The organism is Limibacter armeniacum, assembly GCF_036880985.1.
Lineage (GTDB): Bacteria > Bacteroidota > Bacteroidia > Cytophagales > Flammeovirgaceae > Limibacter > Limibacter armeniacum.
Genome location: NZ_JBAJNO010000001.1, coordinates 319,142 through 335,079 on the forward strand (window position 1 = coordinate 319,142; position 15,938 = coordinate 335,079).

Sequence of the window (15,938 nt, forward strand, 5' to 3'; positions counted from 1 at the left end):
AGTAGCCTTTAAAGGCATAGTTAAAGTAATAGTCCTCGATTTATTTTAGATCGAGGACTTTCTTTTAGCTGAAGAAATAATGAGACAGAACTAGAACTTCATTATAAGTTATTTTAGATTACTTGTAGATATGTTAATCGACGTTTCACTTGGATATCTTCCTGAACTTTTTGGGACAACTTGCTATACTCGATATCAAACTCATAACCATACAGTTTTGATTGCATTAAGACGATTGTATTTAAAATCAACAATGCTTCAGCGGGCTTTTGGGATTGATAAAGTGTATTGGTCATCACTTCCTCTGGGTTTTCTAGTCCTGTGATTGCTAGAAACTCTGCAGCTCGGACACGGTTCATATGTTCAAAATCATTGATTGCAATCGTTCTGACTAACTTTTCCAAATCCTTTGCCTCTTTACCCAAACAGCAGCAAGTAATCAATGCCCAGTTTCTTTCCAAAGGGTCTTCTGCTAATAAGGAACTTGTTAGTTTATCTTTGACCTTACTGAAATCTTTAAGACTTAGGTCAGCCACTTGCTTATATTTTAAAATATCTTGTTTATGTTTTTGTCCAAACAATGATGGATTTTTGAAAGCATGTTCCATCAAATAGAACTCAGGAAAGAAAGATAGGTCAGGCATATCTGTTTGCCATTTATCCAGCTTTTCACGCATTAGTTTCAAGACTTTTTTGTAAGTGGGGTCTTTAGCCAAATTTGTGGTCTCGAAAGGATCTGCTTCAATGTCAAAGAGCATTTCAGGTGATCGTTTTTCAAAGAATGCTGATTGTAGGTTGTTGAGTTTTCTTTGTTCATAAAGCAATTGCCATTCTTTGTAAGCCAGCTGATTGAAACGATAATTATTCATTAAACCGTCTATATTAAAAGGTTCGTAGCTTCTAATGTACTTGTACTTGCCTTTGCGCACAGCCCTTACCAAATCATATTTTTCATCAAAACGATCTGCATAGCTGAAAACTTCATCCCGTTTGTTGACTTCTGATGCACTAACACCCTTTCCTAGAAATGGTTTACCATCCATTCCTTCTGGTACTTTGATACCTGCCAGATTGAGTACTGTTGGAGCTAGGTCAATAAAACTGATAAAACCGTTTACAGTACTACCTGCTTTCATATCAATAAGGTGTTTATATTTTTCTGGAATGTGAACAACCATTGGAACATGTAATCCTGTTTCGTAGAGGTAACCTTTACTACCAGGTAACACACCACCATGATCCCCGAAATAAAAAATAAATGTATTTTCCAGCAGACCATCTTTTTTCAATTCTGAAACTATTTGCCCCACCTTTGTGTCCATTTCTACAATCTTGTCACGATAATAGGCATTGGTATAGCGAAAAATCTTAGTATCAGGATGATTGGGTTGTACTTTAAAGGAGTTCTCATGGGTTTTTGTACCTTTTTGCATCATTTCTTCTTCAGAGAAGTGCATGCTTCCTTCGTGAGAAATACCAATATTGGAAACATGGAAAAATGGTTGTCCTTCTTTTCTGTTTTTCCAGCTAGCTTTTTTGGACGATTCATTCCACACTTCATCCCCTTTTATAAAGTTATAATCTTCTTTACTGTTATTAGTGGTATAATAACCTGCTTTTTGTAGGTATGCTGGAAACATATTGTGAGAATCAGGCATTGGGACTTTCTCTAGCTTTCTGTGATACTGCGTTCCTAACCTGGGTGCATAGCTACCTGAAATCATAGTGGATCGGGCAACACTACAGACAGGACTATTGGAAAATGCCCGATTGAAAATTAGTCCATGAGCAGCTAATGACTCGATATGAGGTGTTGAAACACCATTCTCATCAAAAAGCTTCATATAATGTTTTGAATTATCTTCAGATGTGATCCAGACAATATTGGGTTGCATTGGTTTCTTCTCTGCGTTCCTGATAAAAGATAGGAGTAATAAGGCAAGTGGGACTACAATCAGTCCTAATAAGTATCTTCTTTTCATCTGTTTGATGTTTAAATACCAGTGTGAATTCAGGTAAAAGGTCTATTAGCAAGATCAGACATATAATCTATTTTCGTAGGTGGGTTATCCTTTAGATAAGGGGGATTATTAGATACTATTGGTTTTTGTATTAAGCGAGTAAAATAATCATGTACTTCTGATATAAATACTTCTTCATTCTTGACTAGAAATTTGTTTAATGGTGAGTCTGAAACAGGGGATAATTATGGGTAAAATGAGGGAGAGATTTTTAGCCTATTAATAATTATGGGTTTGTTCCTGATATCAGATATATAATAGTATAGGTTACACTTAAGTTTGACGCATGAAGGATAATTCTAGGGAAATCTGTACAGTAAAATTCAATATATCGTGAAGAAGATAGCTATTGCCTTAACTCTGTTATTGTGTCCATTTTGGGGAAATGCTCAATCAGGAAAAAAATATTTTAAGCAACTTAAAAATGAAAGGGTCGAATCAGATTCTTCTGTAGCATGGCGCAACTTTGGTCCGGGTATGTCTGGGTATTGTGAGGAATTTTGGTGTCACCAAACGGATACAAGTGTCATGTTTCTGGGACCTGACATGCATGTAGCTTTTGGTACATGGGACAATGGCAGGTCATGGCATACCATAAAAGACAGTGATGGAGATGGGAAGGATTTGGAAAGGGTACATGACATTCAGTTTTCATTGGTCAATCCTGATTATGGAGTTGCATTGGAAAGGTCAGGATTGGTATTTGAAACCAAAGACCGCGGGCGCTCATGGCAATTTGTTAATGATATCGGGAATGCACATACCAAGATTGCCATACATCCTAAAAACGATAACATCTGGCTGATCGGGGCAGGTGATTTCTGGAATGTCAAGAACAACCACCGATCAATAAATAAACCGCATGGAATCACGCACAAGAGAGCAGACTATGGTTATGTGAAAATGACAACCGACAAGGGTAGAAGTTGGAAGAAGGTAGCCACCAATATTGCGGAGGATTTGGATGTGGGTAGAATTGTTTACAATCCTAATCACCCTGACAGTGTAGTTATGGTAACCAACCATGGTATGTACTTGAGTGCTGATGGGGGTAATAACTGGCAACAAAGTGCAGACGGACTACCAATGAACCTTCCACGTGACCTGACTTCTTATTATAATACAGATACAAAAGAGTGGGTGCTTTATATGGTGGAGCAGACGGTTTACGAACCAAATGGAAAATCGATCAATGCTAAAGGAGGAGTTTATAAGAGTATTGACGGCGGTGTAAGCTGGATAAACGTAACTGGCAATTTGGGATTTGACCTTTCAATAATCAATGATGGGGTTATCCGTGACGGTTACCATAAAGCTGTTTCCCATTGGTTGGGTATGTCAAAAGTGGAATTCAAACAACAATACCCTGAGTTGCCAAGCCAAACAATATCCGTTTACAACAGGATTGCGGTAAATCCACTGAATAAAAACGAAATCTACCTAGTTCATAACAAGAAACACGATAAGGCATTTGGTCCGGGTGATGTATGGAAAACAGAAGATGGAGGAAAGACTTGGTTTGCTTGTGCCCGAAACGGGAAATACTGGTTGAGTGGCAAAAACAAGGAATATTGGGAAGCCAAAGGAAATCCGGCAGATGCCAATGTCAACTTTGCCCATCTCCAAACTTATATGGATAACCAGAACGAGACTTCAGGGACTCGAATGATTGCCATCAACGCAGTAGGAGAAATATTGATTGGCATTGACCAACAGACTTTGCGCTCCCACAATGGAGGCAAGAGCTGGGATCAGGTAGACGACTATGAAACCGCTCCTGGCAGTAACAAGTGGGTAGGCCGTGGAGGAAGCAACTTGCCGGGTAGGTTTATGCTTTTGGAGACAGGCATCAAGGACCGATACCTGCTGTGCAGTGGAGAACATGGCTTATGGCAAACAACTAGTTTAGGAGACTATCCTGACAAGAAAGCCATTGCAGTGGAACAGATAGAAGGGCAGGTGCATGATCACAGTGGAAATCATGGGGCACACTCAATTTCTACAGTGGCTGTTCATCCCAAAGACCCGCAAACAATCTATACATTAAGCTGGAGACAGGAGCATAGAGGCAAACTTCGCCGCACAACTGATGGGGGTAAAACATGGGAAAATATCGCCACCCTTTTTGACGCAGACAATCCAAGTTGGAGAGGGGTAGCCTATCAGAATTCTTTGACGATTGACCCTGTTAATCCAAAGAATATGTATTTCTGTGCCACACATATTGGCATTGCGGAAATAAGTGGAGGAAAAGGTCCTGAACTGACGAAAGGGGAATATGGCTTCTACCGCTCAACAGATGGCGGACACACTTGGGAAGTGAGCAACAATGGTTTTCATAAAGGTATCAGTATCAGAAGGATTGCTATGTATCCGGAAAATCCGAAGGAAATTTATGCAGCTGCTAACGATAACAATGGTGGCTTGTACAGAAGCACAAATCAGGGGAGGAAATGGCAGAAAGTGGCTTTGCCCGCCGAGATCAAGGCAGTCAACAACATCTTTATTGACCGCCATAACAAGAACTTGCTGATCAGTACAGGACGCAGAACGGGTACCTTTGAAGAAGGAGGCGTTTGGAGAAGTTCGGACAATGGTGCCACTTGGAAGAAAATCTTCAAGGCACCTTATGTATGGCAGGCTGAGACCTCACCAATCAATTCGGATATCATAGTCATCAGTGTGGCAGGACAGGCAGGTGAACAAACCCATCAGTTTATGAATCCGGGTGTGTATCTCTCAAAAGATGGCGGGAAGTCATGGAAGAAAATCAACCAAAACCTTGGACAACCTGATAAGATTGTGGACGTAAAACCGGACCCCTACAATGAAAACCTGATCTGGTGTGCCTCATGGGGATGTGGCTGGTTTGTGGCAGAAATTGATGCAGTAAAGGAAGGTTGGACTTCTAAGTAACTATAGAAGCTGACGACAAACAAACCCAGTGAAAAAATGAGAATGAAACCACTGTTAGTAATAGCCATAATGGGCGTATTAGGAAGCTGTTCTTTAACAGAAAATAAATCAGTAAGGGTAGCGGCAGCCCATTTGAATGAGGCAGTAAAAGTGGATGTGATTGTACCCGAACATGGCATGGCTGATCCGCATGCCTGGGTACAGAATGACACTGTCTTCATCATCTGTGGACATGATGAGTCTTGGGAAGGGAAAGGCTCTTTCAGGATGGATCGTTGGGAAGTGTGGTCTTCTACAGACCTGAAAAATTGGGAACATCACCGGAATATCCTTCCTTCACAGACGTATATCGGCGACAAGCCCAACTGCTGGGCTGGAGATGTTTGTGAAAGGGATGGCAAATACTACTGGTTCTTTTCAAACAGGAACATCAATACCGGTGTGATGGTGGCTGACCAGATCACAGGAGAATACAGGGATCTGTTGGGTAAACCTCTGCTGCCGGAAGGCATCGTCCCTGTTCATCCTTATGATCCTGAAATCTATATTGAAGATGGTGTATATACCATTTGTTTTGGAGCGGGTACTTATTATATGGCAACCCTTTCCGAGGATATGAAATCGCTGGCTACTGAGCCGAAGAAGATCCTTGTTCAGGATGAAAATGGAAATCCCGTTAAGGCAGATGACAAGTCGACACTGTTCAAACGCAACGGATGGTACTATCTGGTGTATGGCAGCAGGTATGCCATGGCTGAAAACCTTTATGGTCCTTATACATTCAAAGGAGCCTTTCTGGAAGGAGGGCACACGAGTTTCTTTGACTGGCACGGTCAGTTGTATGTCTTGCAGGAAAACCATGATATCAGTGCCTTTTACCGTGGGGCAAGCCTGAAACCTGTATTCTTCAATGACGATCAGACAATCTACATTCCGGAAGATGACCGCATGTATCCGGCACCCGGCAGACCTTGGGAATTTAAAAGTACGACGATGGGTTGGCAGGCTTTGAAAGGCACCGATATAGCCTATCATAAGGGAGTGATTGCCGGTCAGTTGACTGAAAAGGAGGCGACTGTAGTCAGTGCTCCTTGGCTCTACACCGATACCCGTGAATGTTCCGAGATCACCATCAGAATGAAAAACAGCAGCGTTGCCAAGGCATTGAAGTTTTCCATATTTTCCCGTGACAGGGGAAATGGTTTCTGGACTTCCTTTACCGAACCGGTAGACTGGAGCAAGCAGGATTGGGTCACCATTCCAATCAAAGCTAATGACACCGACTTTCATACTTACACCATTCCAATTTCCCAATTCAAAGATCTGAAGGAAAGACTGATGCAGGTCGCTGTTCAGCCTGCCGCTGATGCGGTGAGCGGCAATTGGGAGATTGATGAAATCATCGTGAAATAAATAGAAGCCATGAGAAAAATATATTGTACCGCTTTTCTAATGCTTATCCTGCTGCAGGTAGGATTGGCTCAGGTAAAAACTTGGCAATCACCTAAAGCCAACAAACCTATCACCCTTGCGCAATGGGAAGTGAACGATGTAGTGTTTAAGGCTAAGAAAACCGTAAGCCAACCATTTGAAAAAGAGGTTTTTGCTTTAGTTCAAAGCGAAGAGGGAAATCAGAAAATACCGCTGTTCTACAATGGAAACAGCGAATGGGTTTTCCGCTATTCAAGCGCATCGGTTGGCGAGAAATCATTTACCATTTCATCCGAAATAAAGGAGCTGAATGGAGAGAATGGGAAGTTCATTATTACGGAAAATCAAAAGGAAAACCGCCATGGAGGGGTAGTCCTGAATAAGGAAAATCCACAGCACCTGTTCTATGAGGATGGCTCACATTATTTCAATCTGGCTTTTGAATGCGATTGGTTATTTGCCTTGGACTATGGACAGCAGGATATCCCAAAGACGAAACACCTGCTTTCGCTATTGAATCAGAATGGATTCAATCAGGTCGTAATGAACGTGTATTCTTATGACGTCAAATGGCAGAAGGACAAAAAGCTGGAAGCACATCCCGAACATGAGTACGGAGGGCGTGAAGATATTTACCCTTTCCTCGGCTCCAACGCCAACCCTGATTACAGCGCTCTGAACATCGATTTTTTCAAGCATTTCGATAAGGTCATTGCCGAAATGCATGATCAGGAATTGGTCAGCCACCTGATGATCTATGTCTGGAACAAGCTGGTCTCATGGCCTGACATGAACACGGAAGCCGATAACCGTTACTATGATTATGTCATCAAGCGCTATCAGGCATTTCCCAATATTGTGTGGGATGTTTCCAAGGAAGCATTGCTTTACGGAAGGGCGACCAATGAATATATTCTGGAGCGGATTGAGCGTGCCAAAAAGCTGGATGCTTATGGTCGCTTGATCTCCGTTCACGATTTTGGCTTCTGCAAGAACAACCCTGAGCAGGTGGATTTTATCTCCATGCAAAACTGGCAGCACACGCTTTATCAGAATATGTTGGAAGCAAGAAAAGCATTCCCACATAAACCCATTTTCAATATTGAGCATGGCGGTTATGAGGAGTCTCCTTATGTGGTGTTCCCCGGCGCCTATGTCAATGCGGAAGCCTGTTTGAGAAGAAATTACCAGTGTCTTTTTGCGGGCGGCTACACGACCTATTATTGGCAAGGCGCTGCATGGAATGTGGTGATCCATAACCCGTTTGAGCAGTCGGAAAGTTTCAGCAAACCGCATTTTGAGTATTTCAAGCATATGAGAAAGCTGTTTGAGACAGTGCATTTCGAAAATTGTGAGCCTATATCATGGCACAATTCAAGTGGCTTTAACCTGACCAACAAGAAGGACGGGATTATGCTGATGTACACGCCAAAAGAAAATCAGTGGATAGGCACCAAGAATGCCATCAAAAAGAATTTCACTTATGAGCAGGCGACACAGCAGTGGTTCAATACGCTGACGGGTGAACTGACCGATGAGGTAAAATATGATGATGCACCTTTTGACTTCTGGAGCGATCGCCCATGGAAAGGAGAAGCAGATGCTATCCTGATTATCAAGAACCTGACGCCAACAGATCTATGAAACAATGCCGTTTAGCTTAATAACTTGAGCTGTATGATATCTATCGATTGACGACTATTTACACATCAAATAAAATCACGGATAGTTTATGATGAGCAACTGACTTGATCATGATAAATTATTCGTGATCACTACTCTGAGTTGTAATTTTCACACTCCCCCCAACTGAGCTTAGAATAGACAGAAACCTACCTTACTGAACAGTATTGTTACATGATGTCATCACTTAAATAACCCTAACTGGGAACTATTCACTATTTAACAACACGTTTAATATGTTTGATTCAAAACAAATCACACTCTTTGTGCTATTTGTATTGTGGCAGTTCCACGCAGCTGCACAATATGGAGGAGGAAGTGGCACAAGCCAAAACCCTTACTTGATAAAAACGGCGAACCATCTTGTAACACTGAATACAACGCCTAGTGATTGGACTGGTAAATACTTCAAGCTGTCTAATGATATCAACATGGCGGGTAAGACATTTACACCAATAGGTAATGCTGCTCAGCTGTTTAATGGCACTTTTGACGGGAATCATAAGGTAATCACTAATCTTACGGTTACTGCAGGCACTTCAGCAGACGGAACGGGTTTATTTGGTACGTTCAAAGGATATGTCAACAACCTCGGAATTGAAAATATCAGTATCAATGCCTTCGGTATATCCAAGGTGGGAGGAATTGTAGGGTACATGACAGGTGGCACCGTAACAGACTGTTATACAAAAGGAGGAAGCATTGATGTAGGCAATGGTGGTTGGGCAGGCGGTATTGTGGGCGTTATGTGGAATGCCGATGTCTCGTATGTCAAAGACTGTTACAGTTCTGTCGCCATTACGGCAAGTTGGGGTTCGGGCGGAATTGTTGGTGCAACACGTGGACCAAATATCATCAAACGAGTAGTTTTTTATGGAACAATTACCAACAACCCTGCGATCACCACGGTTCAGAATGACCCTGCTGATAACAATAAAAATGGTATTGTTCCTACAAAGGCTTATTTCGCTGTTTCTACAGGCGCTTCTGATACAAATGCAACTTCACTGAACACCACAAATTTGGCTGTTGAAGGCAGTTATTCAACCTTTGATTTCACCAATGACTGGATGATTCAACCTGAATTGGAATATGCGGTTTTGAAAGGATTCCTACCTGACTTGAATTCCCAATTTTTCGACAATATAGAAAATCAACGGGTGGTCTCTGACCAAAACATAGAATGGAAGAATTTCGGTCCGGGTATGTCGGGTTATTGTGAGGAAGTCTGGTGCCACCCAACGGATAAAAATATTATGTTTTTAGGTCCGGATATGCATGTGACTTATGGCACTTGGGATGGAGGAGCAACCTGGCAAACCATTAAGGATAGTGATGGAAATGGTATGGACATGCGTCGTGTGCTGGACATAGAGTTTTCGTTGCAGAACCTGGATTATGCAGTGGCATTGGATTGGGAAGGACAACTCTATGAATCAAATGATAGAGGAAAAACATGGAGTTTCTTGACAGATGTGGGAGGAAGGCATACTGAGTTGGCAATACATCCCAACAATGACAATATCTGGTTTGTAGGAGCGGGAGACTTTTGGAATGTTAAAGACAATCACAAAACATTGGCTCAACCCCATGGAATTAAACATTCGACTGCTGATTATGGCTATGTCTGGAAAACAACCAATAAGGGAACTTCGTGGACAAAAGTAGCAACCAATATTTCACCTGATTTGGATGTAGCCAAAATCCTGTTCAATCCACATAATCCAGATAGTATGGCAATGGCAACCAGTCATGGCATCTATGTAAGCAGCAATGGGGGAAATAACTGGGTAGCTGGAGGAAACGGATTGCCCAATAACTTGCCTAGGGATATGACCTCTTTTTATAATTCGAACACACAAAAGTATAAGTTGTATGCAGTGGAACAGACGGTATATGAACCAAATGGAACTAGCATAATATCCAAAGGTGGGGTGTACAGAAGTGATGATGGGGGGCTAAACTGGATTAATATCACAGGTAATTTAGGGATTGATCTTTCAGTTATCACTAACTACAATGTGAGGGATCGATATCATAAGACCGTTTCACATTGGTTGGGTATCTCTAAATCCACATCTACTAGTACCTATACCACCTATCCTAGTCAGGCACTTTCTGTCTATAATCGAATAGTGATTAACCCATACAACAGGAATGAAATTTATATCTCCCATAACAAGAAACACGATAAGGGTTTTGGACCTGGAGATGTGTGGAAAACTTTAGATGGAGGTAATACATGGACGGCCTGTGCCCGAAACGGTGCTTATTGGATAAATGAGACGGATAAAGCTTACTGGCAGGCAAAAGGGAATGATATCGGAACCAATATGGAGTTTGCCCATTTGCAGGACTATATGGATGAAGAAAGTGAAGGATCTGGAACCCGTATGATGGAAATCAATGCCGGCGGAGAACTGATTATTGGCGTAGACCAGCAAACATTACGATCAACTGACAAGGGCGTAAGCTGGCAACAGATTGATGACGACGAAACGGCATTAGGTAGTAACAGGTGGATAGGACGTGGAGATAGTAACCTTCCAGGCAGGTTTATGCTTTTGGAGACCGGTGTTACCGGACGGAAACTGTTCTGTAGTGGGGAGCACGGACTATGGCAATCGGCAAGTTTGGGAAGTTATCCTGATCCGAATGCTATGGCTGTTGAACAGATAGAAGGACAGGTACATGACAATAGCGGTAATGTTGCAGCACATTCTGTTTCGACAGTGGCAGTACATCCCAACAATCCCAACAAAATCTATATGCTCAGCTGGAGACAGGAGCATAGAGGGAAACTTCGTCGAACGACAGATGGTGGACAGACCTGGCAAAACATTGCCACCATTTTTGAAGCCAATAACAATGAATGGGAAGGATTGGCTCCTCAATATTCCTTAACTATCGATCCTGTCACGCCTAACAATATGTACTTCTGTTCCATTTATAAAACTATTTCGGAAATAAGCGGAGGAACAAGCCCTGCATTGACCAAAGGAGCTTATGGGGTGTACCGCTCATCGGACGGTGGATTCACTTGGAATGTTAGTACAACAGGATTTCCACAAAATGCCAGCGTTAGAAGAATCGCCATGCATCCTGATAACCCTAGTGTTTTTTATGCTGCACTCAATCAGTTTGGAAACAATGACCCTGGAGGATTGTATATCTCTACTGATAAAACCGTGACTTGGAGTCAAGTAATGATACCTTCAGAAATCAAGTCAGTAAACAATGTGTTTATAGACCGGAATACCAAATACCTCTACATTTCTTGCGGAGCAAGATCTGGTGCATTATATGACGGAGGGGTGTGGAGAAGTAAGGATGATGGCGTCTCATGGGAGAAAATTTTTAGGGCGCCTTACGTATGGCAGACGGAAGTTTCACCAGCGAATCCAAATATTATTGTTATTTCGGTGCCAGCCCAGACCCCTAATTATATAGACAATTTTAAAAATCCGGGTATATATCTTTCCCAAGATGGGGGTGTCAGCTGGGCAAAGATTAACAAAGGAATTGGTCAGCCCGATAAGATGGTGGATGCCAAGCCTGACCCTGAGGATGAAAACCTGCTTTGGTGTGCTGGATGGGGAAGCGGATGGTTCAAGACTGCTATTCAGAATTTAGGTGGTGCCTCAAGCCGAATTGCGGGCAGTCAGGATTTGGTGCTGAATAAAGAAGTTGATCTGGTCAATAAAGTACAGCTATATCCTAATCCAATAACTGATGGTAATTTGAAAGTGGTGGGACTTGAGCCTGATGCTCACTATACCATTCTCAATATCAATGGACAAGTTGTGGCATCTGGTACAATTACCGCATCGCAAATAGAAGTGAATCAACTTATTTCAGGATTCTATATTATTCATATATCAGATAGTCAAAAATCTATTTCTCAAAAGGTATTAATTAAGAAGTAACAGGAACTTCTAGTCTGATATTTTAAGACCCTCTTTTATAGCAACCTATAAAAGAGGGTTTGTCTTTTAGTGTTTACATGCATGAATACAGTACTTAAAAGGGTAGTAATTATTAAAAATAGAGGGGTGGTATTTTAGCTTTAATTTATAACCGTAAAATCAACACCTTTTTGTCAGGTAAAGCTTTGGTAGAAGTTAGTATTACACTGAAAATGAATGTCTCATACTTCTACTAATAACTTTATGCAAAAGAGAATTACCTTCTTGCTTCTGCTCATATTGGTACAGCTGAAAGCTGTAGCACAATACGGAGGAGGCGATGGGTCAGGTGCAAACCCGTACCTGATCACCGAACCAGAACATCTGGTGGCGCTGAGTAACACATCTGCTGACTGGTCTGGCAAATATTTTAGGCTGATGAATGACCTCGATATGACGGGTCACACATTGCTCCCAATTGGTACTATCAGCACGCTTTTTACAGGTGTTTTTGATGGTAACAATAAGGTAATCAATAACTTGGCAGTGACAGCAAGAGCAGCCAATGATGGTGTGGGGCTTTTCGGATCGTTCAAAGGCACTGTCAATAACCTTGGCATTGAGAATATCAATATCACTGTGCCTGGTATTCCGAGAGTAGGTGGATTTGCTGGTTACATGGCCGGTGGCGCAATCACAAGTTGCTATACCAAAGGAGGTTCGATTGATGTAGGAGCAGCTGGTTGGGCTGGAGGTATTGTAGGCGTTATTTGGAATGCGGAAACCTCTTTCGTACAAGACTGTTTCAGTTCCGTGGATATCAATGCTTCTTGGGGATCAGGTGGTATTGTAGGAACAACAAGAGGACCGAACATTATTGATCGGGTTGTTTTTTATGGTACCATTACTAACGGTAACCCTGCTATTGTAACGGTACTGAATGACCCTAATAACAACGCTAAAAACGGAATACCACCCACCAATGCCTATTATGCTTTGGCGACAGGTGCTTCGGATGAGTATGCAACAGGATTGGATGAAGCAGCCTTGGCAGAAGCGAGCAGTTACGCCACTTTTGATTTTGGATTAAAATGGGTAATGGAACCAACATTGGGTTATGCCATCCTGAAAAACCATTTGTTGGGTGAAATAACCAGGTTTTTTGATACCATTGAGAGGGAAAGAATGGAATCTGATCCAAGTGTAGCATGGAAAAACTTTGGTCCAGGAATGTCAGGCTATTGTGAAGAAATCTGGTGTCACCCGACAGATAAGGATGTAATGTTCTTGGGACCGGATATGCATGTCACTTATGGCACATGGGATGGAGGCGCAACTTGGCAAACCGTTAAGGACAGTGACGGTAACGGTTTGGATATGCGCCGTGTATTGGATATTGAATTTTCATTGCAGGATTTGGACTATGCCGTGGCATTGGATTGGGAAGGTCAATTGTATGAATCGCACGACAGGGGCAGATCATGGTCATACCTGATGGATGTAGGAGGCAGACATGCTGAATTGGCGATTCACCCCACCAATGACAACATTTGGTTTGTAGGAGCCGGTGATTTCTGGAATGTCAAATTCAACCATAAGACATTGGCACAACCACATGGTATCAAGCACCCGACAGGTGATTATGGTTACGTATGGAAAACAACGGACAAAGGAGCCACATGGACAAAAGTAGCCACTAATATTTCTCCTGATTTGGATGTGGCGAAAATTATCTTTGATCCTAACAATCCAGACAATATGGCTATGGCAACCAGTCACGGTATGTTCGTTAGCTCCGATGGAGGAGAAAATTGGACAACTGGGGGTAATGGGCTTCCAAATAATTTGCCACGCGACCTGACTTCTTTTTATAATGAAAAGAACAAGAAGTTTATCCTGTACACAGTTGATCAGACAGTTTATGAGCCAAATGGCGCTGGCATTATCTCCAAAGGTGGGGTATTCAGAAGTGAAGATGGCGGTCAGAACTGGACCAGTATCACAGGAAATCTAGGCATTGACCTGACCGTGATTGCGGATTACTTTGTAAGGGATGGTTATCAGAGAGCGGTATCACATTGGTTGGGTATGTCCAAGTCAGCATTCAAAAGTACTTATTCTGAATTTCCATCACAGGCGCTGTCGGTCTATAACCGAATCATGGTCAATCCGAAAAACAGCAATGAGATCTATATCTCCCATAACAAGAAACACGATAGGGGTTTCGGACCGGGAGAGGTTTGGAAAACAACGGATGGAGGAGAGACTTGGACGGCATGTGCCCGAAATGGTGCTTACTGGCTTGCTGAAAAAGACAAAGCCTATTGGGAATCAAAAGGTAATCCTACAGGAACAAATATGCAGTTTTCGCATATGCAAGTCTACATGGATAATCAGAATGAGCTTTCAGGTACTCGTATCATGGCGGTCAATGCAGCAGGTGAGTTAATTATTGGGGTAGATCAGCAAACATTCCATTCAACAGATAAGGGAGAAAGCTGGCAGCAGATTGATGATGATGAAACTGCACCCGGTAGCAATGCATGGGTTGGAAGAGGCAATAGCAACTTACCAGGTAGGTTTATGCTATTGGAAACAGGTATTTCAGGTCGTAAGCTGTTCTGTAGCGGAGAGCACGGTTTGTGGCAATCAGCTGAACTAGGAAGCTATTCTGACCAAGGAGCAATGGCAGTAAAACAGATTGAAGGACAGGTACATGACCATAGTGGAAACCATGCAGCACACTCGGTGTCTACTGTTGCTGTACATCCTAATGACCCTAATACAATTTATATATTAAGCTGGAGACAGGAGCACAGAGGCAAACTTCGCCGGACAACAGATGGCGGACAGACTTGGGAAAATATTGCGACCATTTTTGAGGCTGCAAACAATAGCTGGGAAAATCTGGCACCTCAGAACTCTCTGACCATTGACCCTGAAAATCCTGAGAACATGTACTTCTGTTCCACTTACAGAACCATTTCAGAGGTAAGTGGTGGCACTAGTCAGCCATTGACCAAAGGTGAGTATGGTGTATACCGTTCATCAGACGGTGGTTATACTTGGCAGGTAAGCACGACAGGAATGCCGGAGAAAGCAAGTGTAAGACGAATAGCCATGCATCCTGATGATCCAAGTGTATTTTATGCAGCACTGAATCAGTTTGGTAACAATGATCCGGGAGGTTTGTATATCTCTACAGATAAAACGGTTACCTGGAGTCAGGTTACGATTCCTTCTGAGATCAAATCTGTCAATAATGTATTTATAGACCGTAATACCAAGCATATCTATATTTCCTGTGGCTCAAGGGCGGGAGCGTCTTTTGCTGGAGGTGTATGGAGAAGTAGAGATAATGGCATTTCATGGGAAAAAATATTCAAGGCACCATACGTATGGCAAACGGAGGTTTCACCTGTCAATCCGGATATTATAGTGCTATCAGTACCAGCTCAAGTCCCTACAATGGTCGATAACTTCAAGAACCCAGGTATTTATCTGTCTCAGGATGGTGGTGAAAGCTGGATAAAAGTCAATAATGGATTAGGGCAGCCCGACAAGATAGTGGATGTAAAGCCTGATCCAGAAGATGAAAAAGTGCTTTGTTGTGCCGGATGGGGCAGTGGCTGGTTCAGAGCTGAAATCACAACTGATGATACTGGTTCAACAGATCCTGATTGGGATAAAAAAGATATTTTAGGGATTAAGCCTAATAATAAAAAGACGGGTGTTCTATTGTATCCAAATCCTGTAACAGAAGGTTATATCAATGTTTCGGGAGTTACTCCGGATGCTAGTTTTAGAATTTATAGCATACATGGAGAACCAGTGATATCAGGCAATATTACACAACCTCAAATAGATGTTTCAGCCCTCCATGGTGGTGTTTATATCATCAATATTATTGATGGTGAATATATGACCAGAAAGACCATTCTGATTAAAGAATAGGTTTCCATAGGGTACTTTTATTTACCTA

At 42.2% G+C, this 15,938-nt stretch carries 6 protein-coding genes; 5 read left to right on the forward strand and 1 reads right to left on the reverse strand.

Features of this window, described 5'->3' with window-relative positions; all coding sequences use genetic code 11:
* Positions 1-113: 113 nt before the first annotated feature.
* Positions 114-1,982 carry a sulfatase family protein gene (locus V6R21_RS01050; RefSeq protein ID WP_334240082.1) on the reverse strand — a complete coding sequence of 623 codons (1,869 nt, stop codon included), beginning with the start codon at positions 1,980-1,982 and terminating at the stop codon, positions 114-116.
* A 372-nt stretch (positions 1,983-2,354) separates the two neighbouring features.
* Here V6R21_RS01050 and V6R21_RS01055 point away from each other — a divergent pair, with 372 nt between their 5' ends.
* From V6R21_RS01055 to V6R21_RS01075, 5 genes are all read left to right on the forward strand, one after another.
* Positions 2,355-4,937 carry a VPS10 domain-containing protein gene (locus V6R21_RS01055; protein WP_334240084.1) on the forward strand — a complete coding sequence of 861 codons (2,583 nt, stop codon included), beginning with the start codon at positions 2,355-2,357 and terminating at the stop codon, positions 4,935-4,937.
* Between the two features lie 36 nt (positions 4,938-4,973).
* Positions 4,974-6,350, forward strand: a complete 1,377-nt coding sequence (locus V6R21_RS01060) for a family 43 glycosylhydrolase (RefSeq protein ID WP_334240086.1) — start codon at positions 4,974-4,976, stop codon at positions 6,348-6,350.
* 9 nt (positions 6,351-6,359) lie between these two features.
* Positions 6,360-8,012 (forward strand): apiosidase-like domain-containing protein, encoded by a 1,653-nt coding sequence (locus V6R21_RS01065; RefSeq protein WP_334240088.1) that lies wholly within the window; start codon positions 6,360-6,362, stop codon positions 8,010-8,012.
* Between the two features lie 275 nt (positions 8,013-8,287).
* Entirely contained in the window at positions 8,288-11,977 is a 3,690-nt protein-coding gene (locus tag V6R21_RS01070) for a VPS10 domain-containing protein (RefSeq protein WP_334240090.1), read from the forward strand.
* A gap of 243 nt (positions 11,978-12,220) precedes the next feature.
* Positions 12,221-15,910 (forward strand): VPS10 domain-containing protein, encoded by a 3,690-nt coding sequence (locus tag V6R21_RS01075; protein ID WP_334240092.1) that lies wholly within the window; start codon positions 12,221-12,223, stop codon positions 15,908-15,910.
* Positions 15,911-15,938: the final 28 nt, after the last annotated feature.